Here is a 17,749-nt window from a genome sequence, read left to right as displayed (position 1 = left end):
AGGGGGGCGACCCGATGAGCGCTGATGCGATCACTGTCGAAGCGGCTGTGAAGACCGGGCTGCGGTGGGTCAACACGCCGGTCTACGTGATCATGTTCGGCGGCTGGATCGGCGCGATCTGGCTGGTCGGCGTTTTCGCTCCCGCGCTCAGCCCCGCGTCGCCAGCGACGGCGGCGCCCTACGTTGCGGCTCTGGTCACGCCCTACGTGTCGGCTTGGCTGTGGTGGTCGCTCGCCATTCCGCGTTGGCGGCTGTGGGCGTTGGAGCGGGTGGAGGATTGGCCGCGGCTGCGGGCGGCGGCGATCGAAGCCAAGCTGATTTGGGCCGAGACCACGCCGCTCCAGCGGCGGTTCGCGGCCACGGAAATCTGGACCAAAGCGCAGCGACTCCGGCTGGAGCAGTTGCGCGCCGCACGCGGCGAAACCGGCGGGAGCCCCTTCAACCAGCCGACATCCTGACGCGCACCTTCGCTTCTGATCGGCCATGCGCTAGGTCGTGAGTGCGGCGGACCTTGCGTGCGCATCCGGCGTTGACGGCGATCGAACAGCGAGAGCGCCGATGCCGTTTGTCCACCATCGCCGCATCGACATCGACGGGGTTGATGTCTTCTACCGCGAAGGCGGGTCGCCGGATGCGCCGATGATCCTGCTGCCGCACGGCTATCCTTGTTCCTCCTACCAGTTCCGCAATCTCATCGGCTTGTTGGCCGATCGCTGGCGGCTCGTCGCTCCGGATTTCCCAGGCGCCGGCTACAGCGCCACCCCGGACGATTTCGACTACAGCTTCGACGGCTATGCCGAATTCCTCGACCGCTTCGTGCGCAAGCTCGGCGCGGATCGCTACGCGCTCTATCTACACGATTTCGGCTCGCAGATCGGGCTGCGGCTAGCCATCAAGGCACCTGGGCGCATCATAGCGCTCGTGATTCAGAATGGCGACATCTACGAAGATGCGCTCGGGGCCAAGTATCAAGGGATCAAGCAGTATTGGCGCGATCCGAGCGACGCCAACAAGGCCAAGCTCGCCAAGGCGATCAGCGAAGAGGGTTTCAAGGAAGAGTTCCTAAACGAGGTGAGGCCCGAACTCGCAGAGCGCATTCCGCCCGATCTCTGGAAGCTGCACTGGGGCTTAATGAGCGGGCGACGGCGCGAGATCGCGCTCGCACTGATCACCGGGCTCAAGGAGAACCTCGCCTGGTTTCCGCGTTATCAGGCTTATCTGCGCACACATCAGCCGCCGACCTTGATCGTGTGGGGTCCGCAAGATGGGTACATGCCGGCGCCGGCGGCGCGAGCCTATCTGCGCGATCTGCCCAATGCCGAGCTGCACTTGCTGGACGCCGGGCACTGGGCCTTGGAAACCAACCTGTGCGAGATTGTCGATCACATGCGACGCTTCTTGAGCGGATTGGAGATGCGCAACTGAAGTGAAGCGATCGAGCGGATCGCGAAACAACGCGTCGCTCAGCTCTCCAACATCCTGACGGCCTGCTTGTGTGCGGCGGTGCGGACGGCTGAAGCCAGTGTCGAGTCCGGCAGCGTGCGGGCGAGGACCATGCCGCCGACGGAGAGCGCCGCGAGCGCGAGCGCGGTTTCGCGCCGCTTGCGCTTGGGGCCGGTAAGCGAGCTTTCGAACAGGCCGACCATGGCTTCGAGCAGCAGCTGGTAGGCGGCTTGCACCTCGGGGCCGCTGCGGCCGACATCGGACGGAAGCGCGATCATCGGGCATTGGCCGTCGAGGTCGCCCAAATGCTTGTCGGAAAGATAGCTGCACAGCATTTGTGCGGCCGCTTCGCGCGTGGGCTTGGACGGGTCGATTCCTGCGTCGGCGCGCCACGCGGCGCCGCGGCCCATCAGGAAATTCGACACCGCGGCGGCGAACAGCTCCTCCTTGCTCTTGAAATGATTGTAGAAGCCGCCGCGCGTCAGCTCGGCCGCTTCCATCACCATATTGATGGTGACGTTTTCGTAGCCGTGCCTGTTGAACAGGACGCGCGCGCATTCGACGATGCGGGCGCGGGTCTTCTCTCTGTGCTCTGGACTGTAAGGCAAGGGTTCGACCTCCGTCGCTGGCTTAGCAGCGGCCAGAATATGTCCTTGATCATATTTTGCGCCAGGCGCATCGATGCGGGGGTCCGAAATGCGAGATGGAGGCGAGCCTTGAACGCAGCATTCACCGGCGGCTGTCTATGTGGGGCGGTGCGTTACGCGTGCTCGGCCGAGCCGATGATTGCGGGGCATTGCCATTGCGAGGATTGCCGCCGCTCGAGCGGCAGCAGCCGCAGTTCGCATCTGGCTGTGCCGGAAGAGAGCGTCGCCATGAGCGGGGCTACGACAGCGTATCCGCGACCGGCCGCGAGCGGCAATGTCGTCACACGCCACTTCTGCCCGACCTGCGGCGCGCCGGTGTTCTCGCGCAATGCGGGCATGCCGGGAATGATGTTTCTGCGCGCTTCGAGCCTCGACGATCTCGAAGTGTTCAAGCCGCAAATGCACGTCTATGCGGCGCGGGCGCCGAGTTGGGACCGGCCGCGGGAAGGGCTGCCTGCGTTCGACATGATGCCGCCGGGCATGGGCGCGCGAGGGGATGTCGGGTGAAACGCTACATGCTGCTGCACTACGGCTTCGAGAAGCCGACGCCCGAGACGATGGCGGCGTGGACCCGCTGGTTCGAGGCCGTGCGCGCGCACACGGTCGAGCACGGCGGCTTCCGCGGCGGGCGCGAGCTTTCGAACGAGGGCGCCAAAGAGCTGCCGTTCGGCGCCGCTTCAATCACCGGCTATTCGATCCTGCGCGCGGAGAGCATCGAAGAGGCGCAGCGGCTGGCGGAAGGTAATCCGTTCATAGCCGGCATCCGCATTTACGAGATCACGGCGCACTAAGCGCGATTACGCGCCTGAGCCGTAGGGCCGGGTGATGATTTCCAGCACGTGCCCGTTCGGATCTTTGAAGTAGCAGCCGCGGCCGCCGTCGTTGCGGTTGATCTCGCCTTTGCGCGAGAGGCGCGGGTCGGCCCAATAATCGAGGCTGCGCTGCTGCACGCGGGCTAAGATCTCGTCGAACTCGGCTTCGCTGACGAGGAAGGCGTAGTGTTCGACGATGAAATCCTCGTCGGTTGTCAGGAAATCGAGGCTGACGCCGTTGGCGGTGTCGACAACGGTGAACGGGCCGAAGCGGCGCGGCGCGGAAAGGCCGAGTATGTCGGCGAGGAAGCGCGCGGCGGCCCCGGCGTCGCGGGCGTGAACGATGGTGTGGTTCAGTTCGACGGCCATGGTTCAATATGGACCGGAGGCGCCGAGCCCGCCAGCGCCGGCGTTTGCCGGCGAAGGCGGCGGCGGTCCATAACGGCGCATGGCCGTCTCAAAAGCGAAGGTTCGAAAGCTGGCGTTGGCGCTCGAAGGGGCGAGCGAGGTCACGCACGTGGACCGCCCGGCGTTCCGCACGACACGCAAGATCTTCGCGACGCTGCCGCCGGATGAAGAGGCGGTGAACCTGATGTTCGATCCGCCGACGCAAGAATTCTTCTGCGAGCAGGCGCCCGGCGTGATCGCGCCGCTGCCCGGCGGCTGGGGCCGCATGGGCATGAGCCGCTGCGATCTGAAAGCGGCCGACGAAGCGACGGTTCTTTCGGCGCTGAAGGCGGCGCATGCGCTGGCCGCGCCTAAGGTGAAAGCGAAGCGCGCGCGAAAAAAGAGCAGTTGAGCGTCACTGCGCGCCAGCTGCCAGTGTGGCGCCCGTGCGCTAGCGCGACTCGGGCCGGCTGACGCATCCTGGCCTCGTTGCGGACCAAATTCGCGGGCCGTTGCGGGGCGGTAATCACATCTTCGTGGCCATCGCGTCCGGCGCGGACCTTGCTTGCATCTCCAGTGTTGGAAATGCGTAGCAAGGATTTGTTCAGCATTAACGCGCAATTTTGAAAGGACGCGGAGAACGCCAATGCTCGAGAAGAAAGTCGGCGAGCCTTGTCCCACGTGCGATACGCCGCTGCAGCGGCGCCGGTCCACGTTCCGCACTATTGTCGGCGACGTCGCTTTCTGCGCCCGCTGCTGCTCATCCTTCGAACTGGCGTGCGACGAGGACGATAACGGCGTCGCCTTCGGCCCGGAACTCGCGCCGATCTGACGGCAGAACCCTCGAGATCAAGTCAGCAGCGCGAACAGACGCGCCTCGGTCTCGGATAGTCTCCACCCTTTGAACATGAACACACGCGCGGCGCGGAAATCGGCGGCGACGCGTTGCCGGAGTTGCGCGGCCGCATCGGAGCTGAACCCACGGGGCAGCAGTTCGCGGCGGAGCGCGGTAAAATCGACGGCAGGATTGGCGGCGCGATAGGCCGCGCCGATCGCACGGCCAGCGGAGAGATCCGGCGCCGCCGTCTGCGCCGTGGCTGGAAAGGCGGCGCCGGCGGTCAGCGCGGCGAGCGCCCGCAGCACGTCTCGCTTGTTCAGGCTCATGCGCGCACTCCCATTTGGCGCTTCAGGTGATCGGAAAGGCGCAAGCACAGCGCCGTCAGAGTGAGGGTCGGATTGGCGATGCCGGAGGTCGGGAATACCGACGTGCCGGCGATGTAGAGATTGCGCACGCCGTGAACGCGGCAATTCTCGTCGACCACGCCGTGCTCCGGATCGCGGTGCATGCGGGTCATACCGATATGATGGCGCGACATGCTGAGGATCGAGAGCAGGGAGCTGCGGTCCACCGGCCAGCGGATGCGGCCCTTGCCAGCGGCGCCGAGCGCATCGCCGAGCGCGGCGATGGAGCGTTCGAGACTATCGAGATCGCGTTCGGAATAGACCCAGTCGAGGAAGACGCGCGGCGTGCCAAGGGCGTCGGTGTGTTCGGGCGCCAGCATGAGCCGGCTTTCGAGATTGGGCAGGTGCTCGGACATGAAGAAGCAGAAGTGACGCCGCGCACTGGCGCCGCCGGCGTCGAGCTGCGAGGCGAGGGCAAGCACGGCGGCGTCCTCCGGCGGCGGGGCGGTTTCGCTGTCGAACAGCGTGGTGGTGAAATTGCCGGCGCCGAAGCGGCGCTGGCCTTCGAGCGTCGAGGCGATGACGCAGTGGGCGATGTCGCGGCTGTTGTTGGTGTAGAGCGACATGTTCTGGCCGTCGCTGACGCAGAGCATGGTGTTGAGACCGTCGGCATTCTCGTAGACGCCGAAGGTGACGTGGCCCATGAAGCAGCGGCCGAGGAGATCGCCGTGATTGCCGATGCCGCCGGAGGCGAGCAACAGGCGCACGTTCTCGATGCCGCCGGTCGCCAGCACATAGGCGCGGCCGCGCGCGGTGTGGCGGCGGCCGTTGAGGCAGGCGACGCCGAGCGCTTCGACCTGGCGGCCGTTGCGGTGGAGGCGGATGGCGGTGACGTTGGCGTGGAGATAGACGCGGATGTTGTCGGCGCCCTCGACGAAGGCGTTGCACCAGGCGTCGAAACGAGGCCGATCGACTTCGCCGGAGAGTGCGGTGAAGACGCGTGGGGCGGCGAAGAAATCATCGCCAATCGCGAGCGGCGGGCGCGCGGCATCCGGGTTGCTGTCCCAATCGCGGTCGAAGCGGGGGATTTGCAGCAGGTCGCAGGCGCGGTCGTAGAAGGGCTGCATCTCCGCGCGCGTCACGGGCCAGCCGCTGCGATCGATCCAGGCGCGCGGCGCAAAGTCGGCTTCGTCCAGCGGCACGCATTTGCCGCCCCAGACATTGCCAGAGCCGCCATAGCGGCGAACACGCGACTGGATCAGGTAGTCATCGATGTTGCGATCGGGGTTGCCAGGCGCGCGCATCACGCCGCCGCCGGCGTAGAGCGCCTGGATTTCCATATCCATCTCGCGCCCGCCGCTTTCGAGAATGGCGACGGATTTGCCGCTCGCGATCCACTGCTTGGCGATGGCGATGCCGGCCATGCCGCCGCCGATGATGACGAGATCGGCTTCGATCTCGGTTGCTTCAGGCAAAGTTCGGGCGTCGATGAAAGCCATCGCGAAAAATTCCCTTCAGACTACGAGGATGTGTGGCGTCAGCTGGTCGCGCCGTGCGCGCGCAGCAGGTCGACGATCTCGGTGTGACCGCGCCGGCGCGCTTCGCTCAAGGGCGAGCGGCGTTCGGAACCGTCGATGGTCGGCGCGATGACGGCGAGATTGACGTCAGCGCCTTGGGCGATCAGGTAGCGTGCGACTTCGAGGTGGCCCATGCGCGCGGCGTTGATCAGCGGCGTTTCATCGCCGTGCACGACGCCGTCGACCTGCGCGCCGCGTTCGATCAGCAGCTGCGCGACGCCCAGGTGACCGAAAGCGGAAGCCATGATGAGCGGATTGCCGTCACCGGGCGCGGCTTGGTTTACGTCGGCGCCTTGGGCGAGCAGGAATTCGACCATGTCGCGCGAACCGAAGCGCGCGGCGATCACGAGCGGCGTGCCGTCGCCGGGCAGGTAATAGTTCACGTCGGCACCGGCGGTCACGAGATCGCGCGCCTCGGTCATTTGGCCCGAATTCAGCGCTTCGATCAGCTGGCGGCCGAGCGCGCGTTCAGCGGCGCTGCCGCCGGTTTCGCGCAATGTGACGTGGCTGACGCGCGGCTCCTGCGCGGCCCAGGCCAAAGTTGCGGCGGTGAGGGTCAAGGCGGCGCAGGCGGCGGCGCCAAGAGCGATGCGGATGGAGGTGGGGCGGGGGCGTGCGAGCATGGCGATACGCTCCTTCAAAGGTTGGGCGCCGACCGGCGGCCACTGGCAGCCGAGCGGAATGGTTTGCGCGGCGAGCTGGGTTTTCAGCATCGCTTCGGCGTAGGTGCGCTTGGCGTTGGCGTGACGGGCCATGACGCGCGCGTCGCAGGCGAGCTCCTGGTCGACGCGCAGCGCGGCGTGGGCGATGTGGGCGAGCGGGTTGAACCAGTTGAGGCAACGGGCGAGTGCGGCGAAGGCGTTGATCTGCGCGTCGAGCGTCTCGATGTGCGCGCGCTCGTGGGCGAGAACGAGTTCACGTTCGGCCGGCGTGTAGCGCTGGTCGAAGTCGCGCGGCAGCACGATGCGTGGGCGGAAGACGCCGACCACGGCGGGGCCGGCTGCGTCGGCGTTGCGCAAGAACGCGTGCTGGCCGCGCCAGATCAGGAGCACGCCGCAGACGGCGCCGGTGAGCCAGATGAAGAGGATGAGCGGCGTTGCATCGAATGCGGGCAGAGCGGCGGCCATCGGCGCGCTGATTTGCTCCGTCGGCGGGGCGGTCGCGATCGTTGGCGTCGACTCGGCGGCCGCCGGCGCGCTGACGAAAATGCGGCGCGCGGGAAGGAACGCGGCGAGGGTGGCGATCGGGACGAGCAGCCAGAAGGCGTAAGCGATCTGGGCGCCGAAGGCGGCGCGCAGCGGACGGCGCAGCAGCAGGACGACGATGATCGCGGCGCTGGCGGCGAGCGTGGCGCGGGCGAGGATGGCGAGGATGTCAGCGCTCATTGTCGAGCTCCGCAATCAGGCGCTTCAGTTCGGCGATGTCTTCGGCGCTCAGCTTTTCGCGCTCGGAGAAGTGCGTGACCAGCGAGGAGACGCGGCCGCCGAACAGCCGGTCGATCAGGCCTTCGCTTTCCTCTAGCACATAGTCCGCGCGCTTCAGCACGGGCCGATAGAGATAGCGGCGGCCGTCCTTGTCGGCGGCGATGGCGCCTTTGGAGAGCAGGCGGTTGAGCAGGGTTTTGACCGTGGCGTCGGTCCAGCCCTGCTCGGACGCGACGGCGGCCGAGACCTCTTCGGCGCTCTGCGGCGCGCGGGCCCAGAGCGCTTCCATGACGATGCCTTCGGCGGAACTCACGCGCATGTTTACACCTGTAATCGTGCTATTGATTACAGGCGTAAACGTTGCCGTCAACAAGAATCTTGTCTGGCCGCCGTCGGATCAGCGGTTGTCCAACTGAGCCCGCACGACGGCAAGGCCTTCGCGGGTGATGCGATAGGGGCCGCCGTCTTCGCTTTTGATGAAGCGGCGGCGGCGCAGCTTGGCGAAGATTGCGAGGGTGCAATCGTCGAGCCGCCAGCCGTCGCGGTTGAGGCAGTCGATTTCGACGATGTCGCCGCGGTCGTTCTTGCGATGGATGATGCGCCCGCCTTGGGCGAGCGCGTGCAGCGTGCGCTGCTCGTGCTTGGAGATGTTCACTTGAGATGCCTGGTCTGAAACGTCGTGCGTTCGCGCACGCGGAAGCGGCGCGGGTTCAGAGCGGGCTGGCGTTCAAACGGACGCGGCCCGCGGCGTTAGGCAATCTCGGTCGTCATAGGCGGCGGGTTTTTGCCGGAGCGGGCCGGGGAAATCAAGCGGTGCGATGTTGCGGCGGTCACTGCGCGCACCTATCTGCGGCGCTTCCGGGGATTTCAGCATGACCGACGCTTCGCCGCTCTCGCGCATCCGTGCGATCGATTATTCCATCATCTTCGCGCGCGACATGCCGGCGATGCGCCGCTTCTACGAAGAGGTCATGCGTTTTCCGATCGAGAAGGTGCTGTACGAGGGCTGGGTGGAATATCGTGTCGGCTCCAACATCCTGGCGCTCGCGTACAAGACCGTGAACCCAGACGACGCGCCGACGCCGCAAGGCGCGGCGGGGCTGCAGCTCGCGTTTCGCGTTGCGCCCGCCGATGTCGATGCGTGCGCCGCGGCGCTGGAGCAGGCGGGCGTTGCGATCGTGCAGCCGCCGACGGATCAGGCCTGGGGCCACCGCACGCTGTTCTTCCGCGATCCCGACGGCAACCTGCTCGAGATCTACGCCGACATCTGAGCGGCACTACTGGCCGGATCTGCTGAGCGTGTCGCGGTCGGGCTCGCCCTGCTCGTCTTCGTCGACATCGGCGGGATAGTCGATGTGTTCGTCGGGCGCGCGGTCGGCGCGGCGGTCGGTGGCGTCCATGTCGGCGTCGGCGGGGCGCTTGCGGCCGCGGACGCGCTCCATGTCCTTGTCGCGGCTGAAGCCTTCGGGCGGTTGCGGCTGGGGCATCGCGGTTCTCCTTGAAGAGAAGCAACGTGCGCGCGCCGCGATCTGTTTCAGTCCGCTGTGCCTTGCACGCCGGACGGCAAGCTGCGCCGCCGCATCGCCCAGCGCCACAGCACCCTGAACGGCCAGGCGAGCTGCGCGAGCGCGCCGCGGCCGATCTCGTCGCGCACGCCGAGCGGGACGCCGCACGGGCCGGGCAGACAATAGGTGCGGAAGGCCTGGTCAAACACTGAGAACACGGTGGCGAAGTTCACGCCGGCGCCATCGGCTTCGCGGATGTGGTGCCAGCGGTGCGTCGCCGGCGAGATGAAGAGGCGAGCGAGCGGCCCGTAGGTCCACGGCAGGTCCATGTGGATGAAGAGGCCGTAGAAGTGACGCACGAGATTGTTGAGCATCAGCGCCCAGATCGGAAAGCCGAGCAGAGCGAGGAAGCTCGTGTCGATCAAAGCGGTGGTGAGGCGGTTGAACGGGTGGAAGCGCAGGCCCGTCGTCCACGTCATCGCATCGTCGCTGTGATGAATGGCGTGCGCCGGCCAGAGGAAGCGCGTGTGCTCGAGGCGATGGCGCCAGTAGCCGATGAAGTCGCCGGCGAAGACGGCGAGGATGGCGACGAGCCACACCGGCAACGCTGACCAGTGATCGGCGCTGAACAGGCGCAGGCCCGCCTGCTGCATCAAGCCCCCGGTGAAGGTGAGCGCCATGAGCAAGAGCGGCGTGACGACGGCGATGTCGAACGCGAACAGGAAAAGGTTGGTGCGCACTTGCGGCAGCGCCGTCCGGGCGATGCGGAAAGCTTCGCCGCCGCGGGCGATGAAGGCGATCAGCGCGAAGGCGAGCGCCGGCCAGATGAGGCCGGTGAAGGCGGTCCAGAACGCCGCGCCGGTTTGCGTGAGCAGCGCTTGCACGCTCAGCAAAATAGCACGCCCTCGCTGACTTTCACGGCTTTGCCGGCGATGCGCACCCCTGTGAGCCCGGTTCTGGCGATTTCCACTTCGAGCCCGATCAGCGAGGGGCGGCCCATTTCGACGCCTTGCAGGATCGGCAGCGTGTGCCAGCCGTCTGGCAAATCTTCAAAGCGCGCCAGCACGCCGGCGAACGCGGCCGCCGCGCCGCCGGTGGCGGGATCTTCGACGATGCCGATCTCGGGCGCGAACATGCGGGCGCGGAAGGCATGGTCGGCGGCGCGCTCGGCGCGGGTGTAGACGAACACTTCGGTGGCGCCGAGCGCCTCGGAGGTTTCGCTGCTGGTGAGCTTGGCGCGGCCGAGCGTTCCGGTGTCGGCGACGGGGATCATCACGAACGGCACGCCGGCGGAGAAGAGCGAGGGCGTGTGGCGGCCGAAGCCGATCTCGGCGGCGGCGAGGCCGAGCGCTGCGGCGCAGGCTTCCGGCGTCGGATCGGCGCCGGCGGGGGCCGAGAGTTTGGGCGCGGTGAATTCGGCGAAGCTTGCGCCGTCGGGATCGAGCTTCACGCCGCAGCGGACCGGGCCGACGCGCTCTTCGAGCACGAGGATGAGGTCGGCCGTTGCGTTTGCGTGGCGGCGCTCGGCCAGCGCGATGGCGCAGCCGATGGTGGGATGGCCGGCGAACGGGAGCTCCTTGGTCGGCGTGAAGATGCGGACGCTGGCTTCGTGCTGGGCGTAGTCCGGCGCGCGCACGAAGATGGTCTCAGAGAGATTGAACTCGCGGGCGATGGTTTGCATCTGCGCGTCGGAGAGATCGTCTGCGTCGAACACGACGGCGAGCGGATTGCCGGCGAAGCGCGTGTCGGTGAAGACGTCGTAGGTGGCGTAGGAGAGCTGCATGCGCCTTTCTTACGCGACCTGCGGGACGTCTCCTAGCGGGGTAAGAGCTTGCGCGAGCTGTGCGCGGAACTTGCGGTCGCGCTTCAGCGCGACTTCGCGGCTCATGGCTTCGCGGCGGGTGGGGTGGCGTTCGGCGTAGAGCAGCACCCAGACGCGCCCGCGCGTCGAGCGTGCGCCGCGGCCGGCATTGTGCGCGGTAAGGCGCTGGTCGAGATCGACGCACCAGCCGACATAGGTGCGGCGGTCGTGGCCGCGGACGCTGCCGAGGACGTAGACGTAGGCCCAGCCGCTCATCGCTTATCGCTGGTTCTGGCTGCCGGCGTGAGCGGACGCATCAAGCGGAAAATAGAAAGCACAAGTAAGATGACTCCGATCGCGGTGGACGCAATGATCACCGCGAAGCCGTCGAAATTGATGGACATCGACGTTTCATCGAGCACGCTCACTAGGACTGTTAGAAGCATCGGCAGCATTAGGAATAGCGCGAGCACCAAGCAGCCCGTCCAGAAGGCGCGATAGGTGCGCGGTCCTACCTTGATCACGCAAAGCCCCCGAAGTTCACGAATTTCGTTTCGAGATACTCCTCCAAGCCCTCAACTCCGCCTTCGCGGCCGAGGCCGCTTTCCTTCACGCCGCCGAACGGGATCACTTCGTTCGAGAAGATGCCGTCATTGATCGAGACCATGCCGCTCTCGATGCGTTCGGCGACGCGCCAGGCGCGGTGGATGTCTTTGGTGAAGAAGTAGGCGGCGAGGCCGAAGGGGGTGTCGTTGGCGATGGCGACGGCTTCGTCTTCGCTCTTGAAGCGGATCAAAGGCGCGACCGGGCCGAAGATTTCTTCGGTGTTGACACGCATGGTGCGGGTGACGTCGGTAAGGACGGTGGGCGTGTAGAATTGCGCGCCGGCGGGATGCTTCTTGCCGCCGGTGAGCGCGCTTGCGCCGGAGGCGAGCGCTTCTGCAACCATGCGTTCGACCTTTTCGATAGCTTTGTCATCGATCAGCGGGCCGATCTCGACGCCGTCCTGATCGCCGGGACCAACCTTGAGTTTGGCGACGGCTTCGGTGAGCTCTCGCGAGAACGCGTCATAGATCGAGTCTTCAACCAAGATGCGGTTGGCGCAGACGCAGGTTTGGCCGGCGTTGCGGAATTTGGACTGGATCGTGCCTTTGACGGCGAGGTCGAGATCGGCGTCGGCGAACACGATCAAGGGCGCGTTGCCGCCGAGTTCGAGCGAAATCTTCTTCACCGTCGAGCCGACGCAGAGCGCGCCGAGCTTCTTGCCGACTTCGGTCGAGCCGGTGAAGGAGAACTTCCGCACCAGCGGGCTTTCGCACAGCACTTTGCCGATCGCGGCGGCGTCATGGCCGGTGACGACGTTGAAGACGCCGGGGGGAAGGCCCGCTTGTTCGCCGAGTTCGGCGAGCGCGAGCGCGGTCAGCGGCGTTTGCGATGGCGGCTTCACCACGAAGGTGCAGCCGGCGGCGAGCGCGGGGGCGGCTTTGCGCGTGATCATCGCCATCGGGAAATTCCACGGCGTGATCGCGGCGGCGACGCCGACGGGCTGTTTGATGGTGGCGTAGCGGCGCGTCGGCGTGGTGGAGGGGATGACGCGGCCATAGGCGCGCTTGGCTTCCTCGCCGAACCATTCGACGAACGCCGCGCCATAGGCGGCTTCGCTCTTGGCTTCGGCGACCGGTTTGCCGCCTTCGAGCGAGATGAGTCGCCCGAGCCGGTCGAGATCGGCGGTCATCAGGTCGAACCATTTGCGCAGAATCTGCGCGCGCTCCTTGGCGGCCTTGCCCGCCCAGTCCGGAAACGCTTGGTGCGCCGCGGCGACGGCTTCTTCGGTCTCGGCGGCGCCGAAGTCCGGCACGTGCGCGATCACGCGCTGGTTGGCGGGGTTATAGACGGGAAAACGCTTCTCGCTCGCGCGCCATTGGCCGGCGATATAGGCGTCGGAGCGGAACGCGAGGTCCATGATGCGTGTTCCTTTTCAGGCGTCGGGTGTCAGGTGTCAGGTATCAGAATCGACGCGCGCTTGTCTCCCGATGCCTGACGCGGTTCCGAGATGGTGCTAGCCTGACACCTGACATCCGACACCTATGAAGGAGCGCCATGAGCTGGAAGGATATCCTGGTCATCGTGTCCGAAGCCGAGGGCGATGAATCCGCGCTTGCGCTGGGCGAGACGCTGGCGGGGCAGTGCGCCGAGTGTCACCTGTCGGCCGCGTTCCTGACGCCGCTGCCGGACGAGCCGCTGGCGTACGAGCCCACCGTGGTCGCCGGCGTGTGGGCGGAGCTGCTGGGCCGGGCGCGGCAGGAGGCGGAAGCCGAACGCAAGAAAGTGGAGGCGCGGATCGGGCGCACCGGCCGGACGGTCGAGCTGCGCAGCGCCGAGGCGCTGTCGCGCGACCTCGGCCGCGTCGCGGCGGTGCATGCGCGCTATGCCGATGTCGCGGTGATGACGCGGCCGTCGGAGGGGCCCGGCGCGGATTTGCGCGAAGAGATCATCGAAGGCGTCCTGTTTCACTCCGGCCGGCCGGCCTTGATCGCGCCGCCAGGCTGGAGCGGCAAGAGCATCGGCAAACGGGTGGTTGTCGCCTGGGATGCGAGCCGCGAGGCGACGCGGGCGCTTTCGGAAGCGGACGACATTCTGCAGTTCGCCGACGCGGTGACGGTGCTGACGGTCGACGCCAAGCCCAAGATGTTCGGCCACGGCGATCAGCCGGGCGCGAACATCGCCGCGCACCTGTCGCGCCGCGGCTTGCCGGCGGACGTGCGCAATGTCGACAGCATGGGTCGCTCGGCCTCGCTGGCGATTTTGGAGGAGGCGACGGCGCTGGGCGCCGATCTGGTGGTGATGGGCGGTTACGCGCATTCACGGCTGCGCGAGCTGGTGTTCGGCGGCGCGACGCGTGAGCTGCTGCGGACCGCCACCGTGCCGCTGCTGATGGCGCACTGAGATGGATTTCAACTGGTCCGCCTTCGACGGCCTGCTCGGCGTTCTGCTCGTCATCGTGCTGATCTGGGTGGCGCTTAAGATCGTGAAGCGGATCGTGATCGGAGTGATCGTGATCGTGCTCGCCGCCGTCGCGTTCTTCACGCTGCACTATGGCGAGCTGCCCTTTAGCGGCTAGGCATGGTAGCCGAATTCAAAGTACGTGATCTCACCTGTGATCGGATCATAGATCGCGCCGAAACTCTCTGATCCGCCGTCGCGAAGCGGAATATAGCTAGTTCTCCAATTCTGACCGGCGCGCTCGTACATGTCGCGGCGCTCGCCGCAGATCGCGATCAGCGGGCGTCCGTCGAGACTGAATCCGGAGTAGCGCCTGATATAGTCCTCTGGCGCGAACTGCACGTGCTTGTAGAAAGCTGCGTCTAGCTCAAGTTCGGGGACCAGACGTTCGAGGAGCGCGGTCTCTAACTGCTCGATCATCTTTACCGTTGGCGTCCAATTGCTGCCAGCAATCGAGGACATACGCCCGCAGGTGGCGCTGTTAAACAACTCATGTTCGGCGATCGCGCTCGAGTTCGGCCGAAAGGAGGGGCCTGTTGGTGCTTGCGTGCAGGCGGCCGCCATAATTACGAGAGCGGCGCCGATTGATCTGAGAATGATCATGTTCTTGACTAGCCTCGAGTGCCCCACACACGGACCACTCCGTCTGAGCCGGAAAATACACCTCAGTACGGGCCGTTGAAGGCGAAGTGCGAGACTTGCCGCGTGGCGGGATCGTATTCGGCGCCGAACGTGATCGCGCCGCCGTCGCAGATCAGCACCGGCTGCGTGCGCCAGTCGAACGCTTGCGCCGGACCGCTGGCGTTCTGAATCGCGCTCTCGTCGACGCCGTTGACGTAAATGATACGGCGTCCGTCGATCATGAAGCCGGCATATTGCCGGTAATAGCCGCCGGGCGAGGGGCTTTGGCCGCGCGCTTCCATTTCGCGGGCGACGCGCAGGATGAGGTCGTCCTCGACCCGTTCGATTTGCGCCTCGTCCGGCGTCCACACGTCCTCGACTGGACCAGGCGAGATGCGGCTGCATTGGCCCGCAAGCGTGCGCGCGGCGTCGCCGGATAGAACGGTGCGCGTATCGTCGGTCCAAAGCTCGGCGACTTCTTCCTGAACCGCGCCGCTCGTATCGGGCGCGGTCGGTTGGGCGCAGGCGGCCAGCGCAAAGAACAGCAGCGGCAGAAGGCGGGTCGCAGCGGCCATCTTTGTCCTCGTCCGTGACCCTTGTGTGCCTCTGGCGCCACACTAAGTCTAGGCACAAGAACAACTCATGCCACGTTGATGGGCCGCAACGGAGGTCGGCGTGGGACGCCGTAAGGGTCGATCATGGACTTGGAAAAGCTCACCGAGCGTGCTCGCGGATTCGTGCAGGCGGCGCAGACGATCGCCATCCGCGAACAGAACCAGCAGCTGGAAACGCAGCATTTGCTGAAAGCGCTGTTGGATGACCGCGAAGGTCTCGCGGCGCAATTGCTGACCAATGCCGGCGCCAACGCGCGCGCCGCCGCCGAGGAGGCTGACAGGGCCGTGCAAGCGCTGCCGAAGGTGCAGGGCGGCGGCGACCGGCTTTATGCGGCGACCTCGTTCACGCGCGCGCTCGACGCCGCCGATCAGGCGGCGACCAAGGCCGGCGACAGCTATGTGACGGCCGAGCGGCTGCTGTTCGGCCTCGCCATCGCCGACGGCAAGGCCGCCGACATTCTGAAGAAGGCGGGGCTGACGCCGCAGAAGCTGGAAGCGGCTATTCAGGAGCTGCGCAAGGGCCGCACGGCGCAGTCGGCCTCGGCGGAGGATCAATACGACGCGCTGAAGAAGTACGCGCGCGACCTCACCGAAGACGCCCGCAAGGGCAAGCTCGATCCGGTGATCGGCCGCGATGAGGAGATCCGCCGCACCATTCAGGTGCTGTCGCGCCGGACCAAGAACAATCCGGTGCTGATCGGCGAACCGGGGGTCGGCAAGACGGCGATCGCCGAAGGGCTCGCACTGCGCATCGTCAATGGCGATGTGCCCGAGAGCCTGAAGCACAAGAAGCTCTTGGCGCTCGACATGGGCGCGCTGATCGCCGGCGCGAAATATCGCGGCGAGTTCGAGGAGCGGCTGAAAGCGGTGCTGGCCGAAGTGCAATCGGCCGAGGGCGGCATCATCCTCTTCATCGACGAGCTGCATACGCTTGTCGGCGCCGGCAAGACCGAAGGGGCGATGGACGCCTCGAACTTGCTGAAGCCGGCCTTGGCGCGCGGCGAACTCCATTGCGTCGGCGCGACGACGCTCGATGAATATCGCAAGCACGTTGAGAAGGACGCCGCGTTGGCGCGGCGTTTCCAGCCGGTGTTCGTCGAGGAGCCGAGCGTCGAGGATTCGATTTCGATTCTGCGCGGGCTGAAGGATCGCTACGAGCAGCACCATGGCGTGCGCATTTCGGATGCGGCGATCGTGGCGGCGGCGCAGCTGTCGCACCGCTACATCACCGACCGCTTCCTGCCGGACAAGGCGATCGATCTGATGGACGAGGCGGCCTCGCGTTTGCGCATGCAGGTGGATTCCAAGCCCGAGGAGCTGGACGAGCTCGACCGGCGCACATTGCAGCTCAAAATCGAGCTGGAAGCGCTGAAGAAAGAGAAGGACCCGGCCTCGCAGGAACGGGTGCGCAAGTTGGAAGACGAGATCGCCCAGCTGGAGACGCGCTCGGCCGAGCTGACTGCGGCATGGAGCGCGGAGAAGCAGAAGCTGCAGGTCACCGCGAAGTCGAAGGAAGAGCTGGAGCGGGCGCAGAAGGATTATGACGACTCCGTGCGCCGCGGCGATCTCGCGCGCGCTTCGGAGCTGAAGTACGGGCGCATTCCGCAGCTCGAAAAGCAGATCGCCGACGCCGAGAAGGCGGGCGGCGACGGCGGCGGGCTGGTGAAGGAGGTCGTCGACGCCGAGGCTATCGCTGCCGTGGTGTCGCGCTGGACCGGCGTGCCGGTCGAGAAAATGCTGGAAGGCGAGAAGGCCAAGCTGCTGGCGATGGAAGATCAGCTGCGCGGGCGCGTGATCGGCCAGGAGCCGGCGCTGCGCGCGGTGGCGGACGCAGTGCGGCGCGCGCGTGCGGGTCTGCAGGATCCGAACCGGCCGATCGGGTCGTTCATGTTCTTGGGCCCGACCGGCGTCGGCAAGACGGAGCTCACCAAGGCGCTCGCCGAATTCCTGTTCGACGACGAACATGCGCTGACGCGCATCGACATGTCGGAATACATGGAGAAGCACTCGGTCGCGCGGCTGATCGGCGCGCCGCCCGGCTATGTCGGCTACGAGGAAGGCGGGGCGCTCACGGAAACGGTGCGGCGCCGGCCTTATCAGGTGATTCTGTTCGACGAGATCGAGAAGGCGCATCCGGACGTGTTCAACGTCCTCCTGCAAGTGCTGGACGATGGCCGCTTGACCGACGGCCAGGGCCGCACGGTCGATTTCAAGAACACGATCCTGATCATGACCTCGAACGCCGGCGCGCAATATCTCGCCGAGCAGCCGGAGGGCGCCGATGTCGAGGATGTGCGCAAGCCGGTGATGGACGAAGTGCGCATGCGCTTCCGGCCGGAATTCCTCAACCGGATCGACGAGATCATCCTGTTCAAGCGCCTGGAGCGCGCGCAGATGAGCGCGATCGTCGACATCCAGCTGAAGCGGCTGGATCGGCTGCTCGCGGCGCGCAACATCAGCATGGAGCTCGACGCGCGCGCGAAAGCGGAATTGGCCAAGCGCGGTTACGATCCGGCCTGGGGCGCGCGGCCGTTGAAACGCGTGATCCAGAAGGACGTGCAGGACCCGCTGGCGCGACTGATTTTGGAGGGCCGCATCAAGGACGACGACCACGTCGTCGTCAGCTTCGACGGCAACGACTTCCTCTTCAACGGCGCCAGCCACCAAGCAGCGGCTTAGGCGGAGGCCAGAAGTCAGAAAATCAGAAGTCAGAAGGCGCCCGGTCGATTCTGA

General features: G+C 66.1%; 25 protein-coding genes. 10 read left to right on the top strand and 15 right to left on the bottom strand.

Annotated elements, in window-relative coordinates; translation table 11 throughout:
• Nucleotides 1–14: 14 nt before the first annotated feature.
• Both VEA80_RS14130 and VEA80_RS14125 read left to right on the top strand, forming a co-directional pair.
• Nucleotides 15–458: a hypothetical protein gene (locus VEA80_RS14130; RefSeq protein ID WP_325061401.1), complete on the top strand. Its 444-nt coding sequence runs from the start codon at nucleotides 15–17 to the stop codon at nucleotides 456–458.
• Between the two features lie 100 nt (nucleotides 459–558).
• Nucleotides 559–1,425 (top strand): alpha/beta hydrolase, encoded by an 867-nt coding sequence (locus tag VEA80_RS14125; protein ID WP_325061400.1) that lies wholly within the window; start codon nucleotides 559–561, stop codon nucleotides 1,423–1,425.
• Nucleotides 1,426–1,463: 38 nt separating this feature from the next.
• Here the strand turns inward: VEA80_RS14125 and VEA80_RS14120 are convergent, their stop codons facing one another.
• Complete coding sequence (locus tag VEA80_RS14120; protein WP_325061399.1) at nucleotides 1,464–2,051, bottom strand: TetR/AcrR family transcriptional regulator; 588 nt, start codon at nucleotides 2,049–2,051, stop codon at nucleotides 1,464–1,466.
• A gap of 108 nt (nucleotides 2,052–2,159) precedes the next feature.
• Here VEA80_RS14120 and VEA80_RS14115 point away from each other — a divergent pair, with 108 nt between their 5' ends.
• Both VEA80_RS14115 and VEA80_RS14110 read left to right on the top strand, forming a co-directional pair.
• The gene (locus tag VEA80_RS14115; protein WP_325061398.1) at nucleotides 2,160–2,597 is read left to right on the top strand and encodes a GFA family protein; all 438 of its coding nucleotides are present in this window, start codon (nucleotides 2,160–2,162) and stop codon (nucleotides 2,595–2,597) included.
• Complete coding sequence (locus tag VEA80_RS14110; RefSeq protein WP_325061397.1) at nucleotides 2,594–2,881, top strand: hypothetical protein; 288 nt, start codon at nucleotides 2,594–2,596, stop codon at nucleotides 2,879–2,881. Before VEA80_RS14115 ends, VEA80_RS14110 begins: the two co-directional genes overlap by 4 nt.
• A 6-nt stretch (nucleotides 2,882–2,887) precedes the next feature.
• Here the strand turns inward: VEA80_RS14110 and VEA80_RS14105 are convergent, their stop codons facing one another.
• Nucleotides 2,888–3,271, bottom strand: coding sequence for a VOC family protein (locus VEA80_RS14105; RefSeq protein ID WP_325061396.1), 384 nt, complete (start codon nucleotides 3,269–3,271; stop codon nucleotides 2,888–2,890).
• Nucleotides 3,272–3,350: 79 nt separating this feature from the next.
• Between VEA80_RS14105 and VEA80_RS14100 the strand changes: the two genes are divergently transcribed.
• Together VEA80_RS14100 and VEA80_RS14095 are read left to right on the top strand one after the other, a co-directional pair.
• Nucleotides 3,351–3,701, top strand: coding sequence for an MmcQ/YjbR family DNA-binding protein (locus VEA80_RS14100; protein WP_325061395.1), 351 nt, complete (start codon nucleotides 3,351–3,353; stop codon nucleotides 3,699–3,701).
• A gap of 234 nt (nucleotides 3,702–3,935) precedes the next feature.
• Nucleotides 3,936–4,121, top strand: coding sequence for a hypothetical protein (locus tag VEA80_RS14095; protein WP_325061394.1), 186 nt, complete (start codon nucleotides 3,936–3,938; stop codon nucleotides 4,119–4,121).
• Between the two features lie 17 nt (nucleotides 4,122–4,138).
• Here VEA80_RS14095 and VEA80_RS14090 read toward each other — a convergent pair whose 3' ends face one another.
• The 5 genes from VEA80_RS14090 to VEA80_RS14070 all read right to left on the bottom strand — a co-directional run bounded on the left by VEA80_RS14090 (nucleotide 4,139) and on the right by VEA80_RS14070 (nucleotide 8,127).
• On the bottom strand, nucleotides 4,139–4,453 hold the full coding sequence (locus tag VEA80_RS14090) for a hypothetical protein (protein WP_325061393.1): 315 nt from the start codon (nucleotides 4,451–4,453) through the stop codon (nucleotides 4,139–4,141).
• A complete protein-coding gene (locus VEA80_RS14085) occupies nucleotides 4,450–5,970 on the bottom strand; it encodes a GMC family oxidoreductase (protein ID WP_325061392.1) in 1,521 nt (506 codons plus the stop codon). Before VEA80_RS14085 ends, VEA80_RS14090 begins: the two co-directional genes overlap by 4 nt.
• 38 nt (nucleotides 5,971–6,008) lie before the next feature.
• Nucleotides 6,009–7,433 (bottom strand): M56 family metallopeptidase, encoded by a 1,425-nt coding sequence (locus VEA80_RS14080; protein ID WP_325061391.1) that lies wholly within the window; start codon nucleotides 7,431–7,433, stop codon nucleotides 6,009–6,011.
• Nucleotides 7,423–7,791 (bottom strand): BlaI/MecI/CopY family transcriptional regulator, encoded by a 369-nt coding sequence (locus tag VEA80_RS14075; protein WP_325061390.1) that lies wholly within the window; start codon nucleotides 7,789–7,791, stop codon nucleotides 7,423–7,425. Before VEA80_RS14075 ends, VEA80_RS14080 begins: the two co-directional genes overlap by 11 nt.
• Nucleotides 7,792–7,869: 78 nt before the next feature.
• The gene (locus VEA80_RS14070) at nucleotides 7,870–8,127 is read right to left on the bottom strand and encodes a YjhX family toxin (RefSeq protein ID WP_325061389.1); all 258 of its coding nucleotides are present in this window, start codon (nucleotides 8,125–8,127) and stop codon (nucleotides 7,870–7,872) included.
• A 217-nt stretch (nucleotides 8,128–8,344) separates the two neighbouring features.
• Here VEA80_RS14070 and VEA80_RS14065 point away from each other — a divergent pair, with 217 nt between their 5' ends.
• Complete coding sequence (locus VEA80_RS14065) at nucleotides 8,345–8,743, top strand: VOC family protein (protein ID WP_325061388.1); 399 nt, start codon at nucleotides 8,345–8,347, stop codon at nucleotides 8,741–8,743.
• Nucleotides 8,744–8,749: 6 nt separating this feature from the next.
• Here the strand turns inward: VEA80_RS14065 and VEA80_RS14060 are convergent, their stop codons facing one another.
• The 6 genes from VEA80_RS14060 to VEA80_RS14035 are packed head-to-tail and all read right to left on the bottom strand — an operon-like array spanning nucleotide 8,750 to nucleotide 12,741.
• The gene (locus VEA80_RS14060; RefSeq protein ID WP_325061387.1) at nucleotides 8,750–8,959 is read right to left on the bottom strand and encodes a hypothetical protein; all 210 of its coding nucleotides are present in this window, start codon (nucleotides 8,957–8,959) and stop codon (nucleotides 8,750–8,752) included.
• A gap of 47 nt (nucleotides 8,960–9,006) precedes the next feature.
• Entirely contained in the window at nucleotides 9,007–9,861 is an 855-nt protein-coding gene (locus tag VEA80_RS14055) for a sterol desaturase family protein (protein ID WP_325061512.1), read from the bottom strand.
• A gap of 2 nt (nucleotides 9,862–9,863) precedes the next feature.
• Nucleotides 9,864–10,760: a PhzF family phenazine biosynthesis protein gene (locus tag VEA80_RS14050; RefSeq protein WP_325061386.1), complete on the bottom strand. Its 897-nt coding sequence runs from the start codon at nucleotides 10,758–10,760 to the stop codon at nucleotides 9,864–9,866.
• A 9-nt stretch (nucleotides 10,761–10,769) separates the two neighbouring features.
• Nucleotides 10,770–11,054: a GIY-YIG nuclease family protein gene (locus VEA80_RS14045; protein WP_325061385.1), complete on the bottom strand. Its 285-nt coding sequence runs from the start codon at nucleotides 11,052–11,054 to the stop codon at nucleotides 10,770–10,772.
• Nucleotides 11,051–11,302 carry a hypothetical protein gene (locus VEA80_RS14040; protein WP_325061384.1) on the bottom strand — a complete coding sequence of 84 codons (252 nt, stop codon included), beginning with the start codon at nucleotides 11,300–11,302 and terminating at the stop codon, nucleotides 11,051–11,053. The genes VEA80_RS14045 and VEA80_RS14040 overlap by 4 nt, the downstream gene beginning before the upstream one ends.
• Nucleotides 11,299–12,741 (bottom strand): NAD-dependent succinate-semialdehyde dehydrogenase, encoded by a 1,443-nt coding sequence (locus VEA80_RS14035; protein WP_325061383.1) that lies wholly within the window; start codon nucleotides 12,739–12,741, stop codon nucleotides 11,299–11,301. The genes VEA80_RS14040 and VEA80_RS14035 overlap by 4 nt, the downstream gene beginning before the upstream one ends.
• Nucleotides 12,742–12,878: 137 nt before the next feature.
• On the opposite strand from VEA80_RS14035, the gene VEA80_RS14030 reads away from it, so the two are divergent.
• Together VEA80_RS14030 and VEA80_RS14025 are read left to right on the top strand one after the other, a co-directional pair.
• Complete coding sequence (locus VEA80_RS14030; RefSeq protein WP_325061382.1) at nucleotides 12,879–13,724, top strand: universal stress protein; 846 nt, start codon at nucleotides 12,879–12,881, stop codon at nucleotides 13,722–13,724.
• A 1-nt stretch (nucleotide 13,725) separates the two neighbouring features.
• Nucleotides 13,726–13,899 carry a hypothetical protein gene (locus VEA80_RS14025; protein ID WP_325061381.1) on the top strand — a complete coding sequence of 58 codons (174 nt, stop codon included), beginning with the start codon at nucleotides 13,726–13,728 and terminating at the stop codon, nucleotides 13,897–13,899.
• Here VEA80_RS14025 and VEA80_RS14020 read toward each other — a convergent pair.
• Together VEA80_RS14020 and VEA80_RS14015 are read right to left on the bottom strand one after the other, a co-directional pair.
• Nucleotides 13,896–14,384, bottom strand: coding sequence for a hypothetical protein (locus VEA80_RS14020; protein ID WP_325061380.1), 489 nt, complete (start codon nucleotides 14,382–14,384; stop codon nucleotides 13,896–13,898). The two genes, VEA80_RS14025 and VEA80_RS14020, sit on opposite strands and share 4 nt — an antisense overlap.
• A gap of 62 nt (nucleotides 14,385–14,446) precedes the next feature.
• Nucleotides 14,447–14,977 carry a hypothetical protein gene (locus VEA80_RS14015; RefSeq protein ID WP_325061379.1) on the bottom strand — a complete coding sequence of 177 codons (531 nt, stop codon included), beginning with the start codon at nucleotides 14,975–14,977 and terminating at the stop codon, nucleotides 14,447–14,449.
• A 123-nt stretch (nucleotides 14,978–15,100) separates the two neighbouring features.
• On the opposite strand from VEA80_RS14015, the gene clpB reads away from it, so the two are divergent.
• Nucleotides 15,101–17,695: an ATP-dependent chaperone ClpB gene (gene clpB / locus VEA80_RS14010; protein WP_325061378.1), complete on the top strand. Its 2,595-nt coding sequence runs from the start codon at nucleotides 15,101–15,103 to the stop codon at nucleotides 17,693–17,695.
• Nucleotides 17,696–17,749 lie beyond the last annotated feature (54 nt).

Origin of the sequence: Vitreimonas sp., assembly GCF_035627415.1 — a bacterium.
In the GTDB taxonomy this organism is placed as follows: domain Bacteria; phylum Pseudomonadota; class Alphaproteobacteria; order Caulobacterales; family Aquidulcibacteraceae; genus Vitreimonas.
The sequence above is the reverse complement of the archived record's forward strand: the minus strand, read 5'-3'. Positions and strand labels throughout refer to the sequence as shown.

What these genes read in the sequence shown, in the direction of transcription:
- VEA80_RS14050 (WP_325061386.1), bottom strand. Translation starts at nt 10,760, where the DNA reads ATGCAGCTCTCCTACGCCACCTACGACGTCTTCACCGACACGCGCTTC.
- VEA80_RS14090 (WP_325061393.1), bottom strand. Translation starts at nt 4,453, where the DNA reads ATGAGCCTGAACAAGCGAGACGTGCTGCGGGCGCTCGCCGCGCTGACC.
- VEA80_RS14080 (WP_325061391.1), bottom strand. Translation starts at nt 7,433, where the DNA reads ATGAGCGCTGACATCCTCGCCATCCTCGCCCGCGCCACGCTCGCCGCC.
- VEA80_RS14085 (WP_325061392.1), bottom strand. Translation starts at nt 5,970, where the DNA reads ATGGCTTTCATCGACGCCCGAACTTTGCCTGAAGCAACCGAGATCGAA.
- VEA80_RS14125 (WP_325061400.1), top strand. Translation starts at nt 559, where the DNA reads ATGCCGTTTGTCCACCATCGCCGCATCGACATCGACGGGGTTGATGTC.
- VEA80_RS14015 (WP_325061379.1), bottom strand. Translation starts at nt 14,977, where the DNA reads ATGGCCGCTGCGACCCGCCTTCTGCCGCTGCTGTTCTTTGCGCTGGCC.
- VEA80_RS14035 (WP_325061383.1), bottom strand. Translation starts at nt 12,741, where the DNA reads ATGGACCTCGCGTTCCGCTCCGACGCCTATATCGCCGGCCAATGGCGC.
- VEA80_RS14065 (WP_325061388.1), top strand. Translation starts at nt 8,345, where the DNA reads ATGACCGACGCTTCGCCGCTCTCGCGCATCCGTGCGATCGATTATTCC.
- VEA80_RS14060 (WP_325061387.1), bottom strand. Translation starts at nt 8,959, where the DNA reads ATGCCCCAGCCGCAACCGCCCGAAGGCTTCAGCCGCGACAAGGACATG.
- VEA80_RS14100 (WP_325061395.1), top strand. Translation starts at nt 3,351, where the DNA reads ATGGCCGTCTCAAAAGCGAAGGTTCGAAAGCTGGCGTTGGCGCTCGAA.
- clpB (WP_325061378.1), top strand. Translation starts at nt 15,101, where the DNA reads ATGGACTTGGAAAAGCTCACCGAGCGTGCTCGCGGATTCGTGCAGGCG.
- VEA80_RS14075 (WP_325061390.1), bottom strand. Translation starts at nt 7,791, where the DNA reads ATGCGCGTGAGTTCCGCCGAAGGCATCGTCATGGAAGCGCTCTGGGCC.
- VEA80_RS14030 (WP_325061382.1), top strand. Translation starts at nt 12,879, where the DNA reads ATGAGCTGGAAGGATATCCTGGTCATCGTGTCCGAAGCCGAGGGCGAT.
- VEA80_RS14105 (WP_325061396.1), bottom strand. Translation starts at nt 3,271, where the DNA reads ATGGCCGTCGAACTGAACCACACCATCGTTCACGCCCGCGACGCCGGG.
- VEA80_RS14020 (WP_325061380.1), bottom strand. Translation starts at nt 14,384, where the DNA reads ATGATCATTCTCAGATCAATCGGCGCCGCTCTCGTAATTATGGCGGCC.
- VEA80_RS14095 (WP_325061394.1), top strand. Translation starts at nt 3,936, where the DNA reads ATGCTCGAGAAGAAAGTCGGCGAGCCTTGTCCCACGTGCGATACGCCG.
- VEA80_RS14045 (WP_325061385.1), bottom strand. Translation starts at nt 11,054, where the DNA reads ATGAGCGGCTGGGCCTACGTCTACGTCCTCGGCAGCGTCCGCGGCCAC.
- VEA80_RS14025 (WP_325061381.1), top strand. Translation starts at nt 13,726, where the DNA reads ATGGATTTCAACTGGTCCGCCTTCGACGGCCTGCTCGGCGTTCTGCTC.
- VEA80_RS14130 (WP_325061401.1), top strand. Translation starts at nt 15, where the DNA reads ATGAGCGCTGATGCGATCACTGTCGAAGCGGCTGTGAAGACCGGGCTG.